Source organism: Skermanella sp., from assembly GCF_059503625.1.
Genome location: NZ_JCACHA010000960.1, coordinates 1 through 6,671 on the forward strand (window position 1 = coordinate 1; position 6,671 = coordinate 6,671).

General features: G+C 66.2%; 8 protein-coding genes. 5 read left to right on the forward strand and 3 right to left on the reverse strand.

The features are described from left to right. Positions 1–84: 84 nt before the first annotated feature. The 3 genes from thiE to AC5JJ6_RS35080 all read right to left on the reverse strand — a co-directional run bounded on the left by thiE (position 85) and on the right by AC5JJ6_RS35080 (position 2,270). Positions 85–717 (reverse strand): thiamine phosphate synthase, encoded by a 633-nt coding sequence (gene thiE, locus AC5JJ6_RS35070; RefSeq protein WP_496046472.1) that lies wholly within the window; start codon positions 715–717, stop codon positions 85–87. A 69-nt stretch (positions 718–786) separates the two neighbouring features. After that, on the reverse strand, positions 787–1,716 hold the full coding sequence (locus AC5JJ6_RS35075) for a class I fructose-bisphosphate aldolase (RefSeq protein ID WP_496046473.1): 930 nt from the start codon (positions 1,714–1,716) through the stop codon (positions 787–789). 86 nt (positions 1,717–1,802) lie between these two features. Continuing rightward, a complete protein-coding gene (locus tag AC5JJ6_RS35080) occupies positions 1,803–2,270 on the reverse strand; it encodes a hypothetical protein (RefSeq protein WP_496046474.1) in 468 nt (155 codons plus the stop codon). A 165-nt stretch (positions 2,271–2,435) separates the two neighbouring features. On the opposite strand from AC5JJ6_RS35080, the gene AC5JJ6_RS35085 reads away from it, so the two are divergent. The 5 genes from AC5JJ6_RS35085 to AC5JJ6_RS35105 are packed head-to-tail and all read left to right on the forward strand — an operon-like array spanning position 2,436 to position 6,508. After that, positions 2,436–3,347, forward strand: a complete 912-nt coding sequence (locus AC5JJ6_RS35085) for an efflux RND transporter periplasmic adaptor subunit (protein ID WP_496046475.1) — start codon at positions 2,436–2,438, stop codon at positions 3,345–3,347. A 29-nt stretch (positions 3,348–3,376) separates the two neighbouring features. Continuing rightward, on the forward strand, positions 3,377–4,627 hold the full coding sequence (locus tag AC5JJ6_RS35090; RefSeq protein ID WP_496046476.1) for an ABC transporter permease: 1,251 nt from the start codon (positions 3,377–3,379) through the stop codon (positions 4,625–4,627). Further along, positions 4,624–5,313 carry an ABC transporter ATP-binding protein gene (locus tag AC5JJ6_RS35095; RefSeq protein ID WP_496046477.1) on the forward strand — a complete coding sequence of 230 codons (690 nt, stop codon included), beginning with the start codon at positions 4,624–4,626 and terminating at the stop codon, positions 5,311–5,313. The genes AC5JJ6_RS35090 and AC5JJ6_RS35095 overlap by 4 nt, the downstream gene beginning before the upstream one ends. A 53-nt stretch (positions 5,314–5,366) precedes the next feature. Beyond that, on the forward strand, positions 5,367–5,810 hold the full coding sequence (locus tag AC5JJ6_RS35100; RefSeq protein ID WP_496046478.1) for an antitoxin Xre-like helix-turn-helix domain-containing protein: 444 nt from the start codon (positions 5,367–5,369) through the stop codon (positions 5,808–5,810). Beyond that, the gene (locus AC5JJ6_RS35105) at positions 5,807–6,508 is read left to right on the forward strand and encodes an RES family NAD+ phosphorylase (RefSeq protein ID WP_496046479.1); all 702 of its coding nucleotides are present in this window, start codon (positions 5,807–5,809) and stop codon (positions 6,506–6,508) included. Before AC5JJ6_RS35100 ends, AC5JJ6_RS35105 begins: the two co-directional genes overlap by 4 nt. Positions 6,509–6,671: the final 163 nt, after the last annotated feature.

Consider the following 6,671-nt stretch of genomic DNA (forward strand, 5'->3'; position numbering starts at 1 on the left):
TGCAACACCCTCATTCCGCACTTACCTAAATATTTAGAGTGACAGAGTAGTGTTAGCGCGACCTACGATCTGGTTCGATCTTGATTATTGACTGGCGGCTTCGATCGCGGCGTTGAGCGCCTTGACGCCGGCGCCGGGGCCATCCGGGTGGTTCCAGACCGCCGTGACGACGCAGATGAAGTCGGCGCCGGCCTTGACCAGCGGGGCGCAGTTCTCGGCGGTGATGCCGCCGATGGCGACGCAGGGGACTTCCATCATCTCGGACCACCACTCCAGCAGCTCCGGCTCCGGCCGGTAGTGGGAGGGCTTGGTCGTCGTCGGGTAGAAGGCGCCGAAGGCGACGTAGTCGGCCCCGGCTTCCGCCGCTTCCATCGCCAGATGGCGGCTGTCGTGGCAGGTCACGCCGACGATGGCGTTGGCGCCGACGGCCTTGCGCGCCTTGGCGTAGGGCCAGTCGGTCTGGCCGACATGGACGCCGTCGCAGCCGGTCTCGGCCGCCAGATCGGGCCGGTCGTTCAGGATGAAGGCGACGTCGCGCGACTGGGTGATCGGGCGCAGCACGTCGATGGCGCGGCGGACCGTGTCGTCATCGACATCCTTCAGCCGCAACTGGAGGCAGGCGACGTCGCCGCCGTCCAACGCCTGCTCGAGCAGGGGCGCGAAGGCGGCGGGATCGAGGGCTGGCGGCGTGCAGATGTAGAGACGGCAATCCGCCATATCGAGGGAACTCCGGCAGGGAATAGACCCCCTCCCCGGCTGGCGCCGGGGAGGGGGAAACGCGGGGAGTTATTCCTTCCCGAGGTAGACCTTGACCAGACGGTCGAGCAGGGCCAGCGCGTCTTCACGCGACCGCTGGAAGCTGTTGCGGCCGATGATCGAGCCATTGCCGCCGCCGTCACGGATCGCGCGGGCGTCGTCGACAATGCTATCCTCGCCCTTGTGGGCGCCGCCCGAGAACACGACGATGCGGCGGCCGTTGAAGCACGACTGCATCACGTGGCGGACGCGCTCCGGCATGGTGCCGGTCGCGATCTGGCGCTCCAGATAGACCTTCTTGGCTTCCGCGTTCTCAAGGTAGTCGTTCGGCAGCTTGACCTTGATGATGTGGGCGCCGAGCAGGGCCGCCATGTGGGCGGCATAGGCGATGATGTCGACCGCCAGCTCGCCTTCCTTGGTGACGTTGCCGCCACGGGGATAGGACCACAGGACGGTCGGGATGCCGTAGCTCTTGGCTTCGGCGCTCAGCTCCCGGATTTCCTCGTACTGGTTGTACATGGCGTCGGAGCCGGGATAGATCGTGAAGCCGATGGCGGCGCAGCCCAGGCGAAGCGCGTCCTGGACGCTGGCGGTGACGGCCTGATCGGCCCCTTCCTTCTGACGGGACAGGCTGTTGGCGCTGTTCATCTTCAGGATGGTCGGGATCGCGCCGGCGAAGGTGTCGGCGCCGGCCTCGAGCGGACCGAGGGGGGCGGCATAGGCGTTCAGACCGGCGTCGATCGCCATCTGGTAGTGGTAGTGCGGGTCGTAGCCGGCGGGGTTGGGCGCGAAGCTGCGCGCTGGGCCATGCTCGAAGCCCTGGTCCACCGGCAGGATGATCATCTTGCCGGTACCACCGAGGCGGCCTTCCATCAGGATGCGGGCCAGATTGCCCTTGGTACCCGGATTGTCGCTCTCGTAGTTGGCGAGGATCTCTTTGACGCGGCGCGTGATCTTCATGGTCCAGGTCCCGATTGGTTTTAGTCGGAAATTTCGGCTTTCCATAGCCTTTTGCGGCTCCATTTGCAACGCCGCGTCGTTGCCTCCTATGGGTTTACCGCGAGCCACTCACGGCACGCTCCGATGGGTTCCCGGAAGAAGCGCGGGTCGAAGAAAGGGCCGCGCGAGCGGTAAAGCCGGGCTGCGGAGGCTTCCGCGATGGCCTGGACGCGCGGCCACGCCGGCACCGAGTCATGCAGCAGAAGGTCGCGGCAGCCGGCGCGGAGTGCCGCCAGCGCATGCCCCGGCTGGTCGGCGCAGTCCAGCACTCCCGTCAGGGGGACGTGGGGGAACTCGGCTTGGCCGGCCTGGATCAAAGCGTGGAACCACGCAGGGCCGGCGGAACCGGCGGCGCCGGGGATGCTCAGCACGGTCAAGGCGCGGTCGAGGCCGGAGGCGGCTTCGAGGGCGGCGCGCAGGTCGCCGATGCCGTGGACGAGGATCGCGGCGGGTACTGTCGAAGGGTGGAATGGATGCTGGGTCAATGCGCCGCTCGCCGGATTGTTCTGGATCATGGCACGCTTGGGCGAACCTTGCCCTATATTGAGAGGTGTAGACCTGGAACGGCCATCGGCGGATAGATGCACAGGATAAGACGTAGATTTCTCATAACAAGCTTCCTCCTGGTCTGCGCTATCCTCGCCTTCGGACTTTTCCAGCGCTTCTACGGAACGCCGGCGGTGACGACGGCGACGGTGACGCGAGGTCCTGCCGTCGAGGCGGTCTATGCCAGCGGCACGGTTGAACCGGTGTCCTGGGCCAAGGTCCAGCCGCTGGGGACCGGGCGGATCGCCTCGGTCGAGGCGTACGAGGGCGACGAGGTCAGGACTGGCCAGATCCTGATGCGGCTGGACGACCGGGAACACCGCGCCTCCGTCGCACAGCTGGAAGCCGAACTGCGCTTCCTGCGGTCGGAGCTGGAGCGGGTATCCGAACTGGCGCGGCGGGGCGTCACGACCACGCAGGTCGAGGAGCGCGCCCGCAGCCAGCTGGATCAGGCGGTCGCCAACCTCAATGCGGCGCGCCAGCGGGTCGAGGACCACGTGCTGCGAGCCCCGATGGACGGAACCGTGCTGCGCCGCGACGGCGAGGTCGGGGAGCTCGCCCGGCCGGAGGACGTGATGTTCTGGATCGGACGGGACAGCCCGCTGCGGATCGAGGCGGAGGTGGACGAGGAGGATATCCCGCTGGTGAAGGTCGGCCAGCCGGCCCTGATCAAGGCCGACGCGTTTTCCGGACGTATCCTGGACGGGAAGGTCGCCGACATCACGCCGAAGGGCGATCCGGTCAACAAAAGCTATCGCGTCCGGATCGGCCTGCCGCCGGAAACGCCGCTGATGATCGGCATGACGGTGGAGAGCAACATCGTCGTGCGGCGGGAAGACGCGGCGCTGCTGGTGCCGCAGGGCGCTCTGTCCGGCGGTCACGTCTTCGTGCTGGTCGAGGGGCGGGCCGTGCGGCGGCCGGTCGTGATGGGCGTGGTCGGGCAGGGCTTCGTGGAGATCCGCGGCGGTCTGGCGGAAGGGGATACCGTCGTGCTCGACCCGCCGGCCGGGCTGGCCGACGGTTCGCCGGTCAGACTGAAATCGTAACCCGCAAATCGTAAAGTTGAGGTGCCGTCATGGCCCGTCCGCTGCTCCTCGATCTGGCGCTGACTCATATCCTGGGGCGCAAGCGGCAGACCATCGTGTCGGTCATGGGGGTGGCGCTGGGCGTCGGGTTCTTCATCGCCATGGCGGCGCTGATGCAGGGGTTTCAGGGCTACTTCATCGATACGGTGATCAACGCCTCCCCCCATATCACCGTCCGCGACCAGTTCCGCGAACCGGCGGTCCAGCCCGTCGCGGCGGCTTTCCAGGGCGGCGCCGTGCTGCTGCACGGGCTGAAGCCGAGGGACGAGATCCGGGGCATCCGCAAGGCGGGCACGATCGTATCGGCCCTGTCGGAATGGCCGGGGCTGTCGGTGGCGCCCTCCCTCGACGGGCCGGTGATCCTCCGCTACGGCAGCGCCGACAAGAGCGCTGTTGCGATCGGCATCGTTCCGGAGCGGGAAGTCCGCGTCACCCAGCTGGAGGACGACATGGTGGAGGGCCACCTGACCGACCTGGCGAGTGCCGCCAACGGCATCGTCATGGGGCTGGGGCTGGCGAGCAAGCTGGGCGCCAAGATGGGCGACAGCCTCAACGCGATCTCTCCCGCCGGGGTGATTCTGCGGGTCAAGGTGGTCGGGCTGTTCCGCACCGGCATCGTCAGCCTGGACGAGGGGCAGGCCTATATCTTGCTGAAGAAGGCCCAGATCCTCCAGTCGCGCGCCAACGTGATCAACCAGATCCGGATACGGCTAACGGAGGTGGATGCGGCGCGCGAGGTGGCGGCGCGAATCGAGGCGCTCTACGGCTACCGCACCGAAAGCTGGCAGGAGGCGAACGAGGGCGTCTTCGGCGTCTTCCGCATCCAGAACGCGATCATGTACTCGACCGTCGGCGCCATCATGATCGTGGCGGCTTTCGGCATCTACAACATCATCTCGACCGTGGTGTACGAGAAGTCGCGCGACATCGCGATCCTCAAGAGCATCGGCCTGACGGAGGCGGACATCCGCCGCACCTTCCTGATGCAGGGGCTGATGATCGGAATGATCGGCGCGGTGCTCGGCTGGATCATCGGCTTCGGCCTGACCTCGCTGCTTGCCAGCATCCGGTTCGACGTCGGCGGGATGGTGCGCAACGACCGATTCTTCCTGGCGTGGTCGCTGAGCCATTACTGGGCCGGCGGCCTGTTCTCGCTGGTAGCATCTGCGGTGGCGGCCTGGATACCGGCACGCCGGGCGGCGGGGGCCAACCCGGTCGATATCATCCGGGGTGCGGCATGACGGCGGTGGTGGTCGAGGCTCGGGGGATAGGGCGGGTGCTGCCCGGTCCGGTGCCGGTGACGCTGGTGGAGGGCATCGACCTCAGCATCGGAGAGGGTGAGTTCGTCGCGATCACCGGGCCGTCGGGATCGGGCAAGTCCTCGCTGCTCTACCTGCTGGGGCTGCTGGACCGGCCGACTTCCGGCACGGTCATCCTGGAAGGCCGCGACACGGCGGAGGCCGATGCCGCCGAACTGGCGGCGCTGCGGCTGTCCAAGCTTGGCTTCGTGTTCCAGTTCCACTTCCTGCTGCCGGAGTTCACGGTGCTGGGCAACGTGATGATCCCGATGCGGAAGCTGGGCGGCAGCCCGGAGGCGGAGTTGCGAAAACGTGCCGAAGGTTTGCTGGAGGACCTGGGGCTGGGCGATCAGGCGGCAAAGCTGCCGTCGCAGCTGTCCGGCGGGCAGCGCCAGCGCGTCGCCATAGCGCGGGCGCTTGCCAACCGTCCACGTGTCATCCTGGCCGACGAGCCGACGGGCAACCTGGATACGAAGAGCGCCCAGACGGTCTTCGACATCTTCGCGCGGCTGGCGCGGGAGACGGGGACGACGGTGATTACGGTCACCCACGACGAAGGGCTGGCAGCGCAGACCAGCCGGCGGGTCAATCTGGTGGACGGGCGGCTGGTGACGCACGGCGTCAAATGACGTTGCAATCAGCATCATTTGGTGCCATATATGGCGGAAGGGAGGACTGCGTCATGACCGCTGTAAGGATCGAAAGATCGGGGCATACTCATCACTCGTCCCGCACCCCGCAGGGCTTCGCATTCGAGGCGGATCGGGAACGCCTCACGCCCGCAGCCTTGGAAGCAGTCGTCAATATCGCAGAAGCCTGGAAGCTGTCGGGCGATGACGCTGCCGCACTGCTCGGGGTGTCTTCGAGCACCTGGGATAGAATCCGTGGCAACAAGTGGAACCAGACACTGAGCCAGGACCAGATGACTAGGGCATCGGCCCTTATCGGCGTCTTCAAGGGGTTGAACCTGCTGTTCGATCAGGCGATGGCGGACCGCTGGCCGAAGCTCCGGAATACGGGACCGATGTTCAATAACCTTTCCCCGGTCGAGGCGATGATCGAGGGCGGAATCCCGTATATGCTGGAAGTCCGGCGGTATGTGGACGCACTGCGGGGTGGGCTGTGACGCTGGGCTACGATTACCCGGTCGTGCGTCTCGCCGAACCCCGGACTGTCCGGCTGGTTTCGACCAAGCGACTTGACGACCCGGTCCTGAAGCGTCTGGTTTCGAGTGAGCAACGCTTGCGGGACCTAGAGGAAATAGACGGAGCAACGAGCGGACGCCTCGCATCGCAACGTCGAGGGAGCGACGATATCGCATCAGGGGAGTTCGTCTTCGGCGTCCCGCATGCGGTCTTTATAAATGCCGCCTTCTCCTATTTCCGGCCACGGGAACTGAACCGGTTCAATGGGCCGGGGCGAGGCGCGTGGTACGCGGCGCTGGATGTGGCAACCTGTATCGCGGAGGTAGCGTTCCACCTGACCCGCGAACTTGAGCGGGTGAACGACTTCAACGCTACTGTCCAATATGCCGAGATGTTCGCCAGCTTCGCGGGGGAGTTCATCGATCTGAGAGGCGTCAGCCCTCGACCAGTCTGCCTATCGCCTGACGAGGAAGAAGGTTACCCTGCCGGGAACGCGTTGGCGGACGCGACGCGGGCTGCCGGACATAACGGCATCGTCTATCCGTCGGTCCGGCATGCGGAGGGCGTCTGTCTGGTGGCGCTCTGGCCGCAGGCGGTGCAATCAGTAGCGCAGGGCCGGGTGCTGGCGCTGACGTGGAGTGGCGCCAGCACGCCGGATCTGACGTTCGTGACCGCGTAGGCGTTCAGAGCAGCCCTGGTCCCGCTCCGTCAGTGTAGGTCGTGCGGCCCGGCCTTGGCCGGCCCGATCTGCATGACTGCGCCATGCCGCGGCATCGATACGATGGTAATACCAAAGGCCGAAGAAGTTGACCGGTGAAGACGCTGCTGCCGTAGGTCGGTCT

Bases quoted from the DNA above. Each gene is read 5' to 3' on its own strand.
- thiE (WP_496046472.1), bottom strand. From the start codon at position 717: ATGGCGGATTGCCGTCTCTACATCTGCACGCCGCCAGCCCTCGATCCC.
- AC5JJ6_RS35075 (WP_496046473.1), bottom strand. From the start codon at position 1,716: ATGAAGATCACGCGCCGCGTCAAAGAGATCCTCGCCAACTACGAGAGC.
- AC5JJ6_RS35080 (WP_496046474.1), bottom strand. From the start codon at position 2,270: ATGATCCAGAACAATCCGGCGAGCGGCGCATTGACCCAGCATCCATTC.
- AC5JJ6_RS35090 (WP_496046476.1), top strand. From the start codon at position 3,377: ATGGCCCGTCCGCTGCTCCTCGATCTGGCGCTGACTCATATCCTGGGG.
- AC5JJ6_RS35095 (WP_496046477.1), top strand. From the start codon at position 4,624: ATGACGGCGGTGGTGGTCGAGGCTCGGGGGATAGGGCGGGTGCTGCCC.
- AC5JJ6_RS35100 (WP_496046478.1), top strand. From the start codon at position 5,367: ATGACCGCTGTAAGGATCGAAAGATCGGGGCATACTCATCACTCGTCC.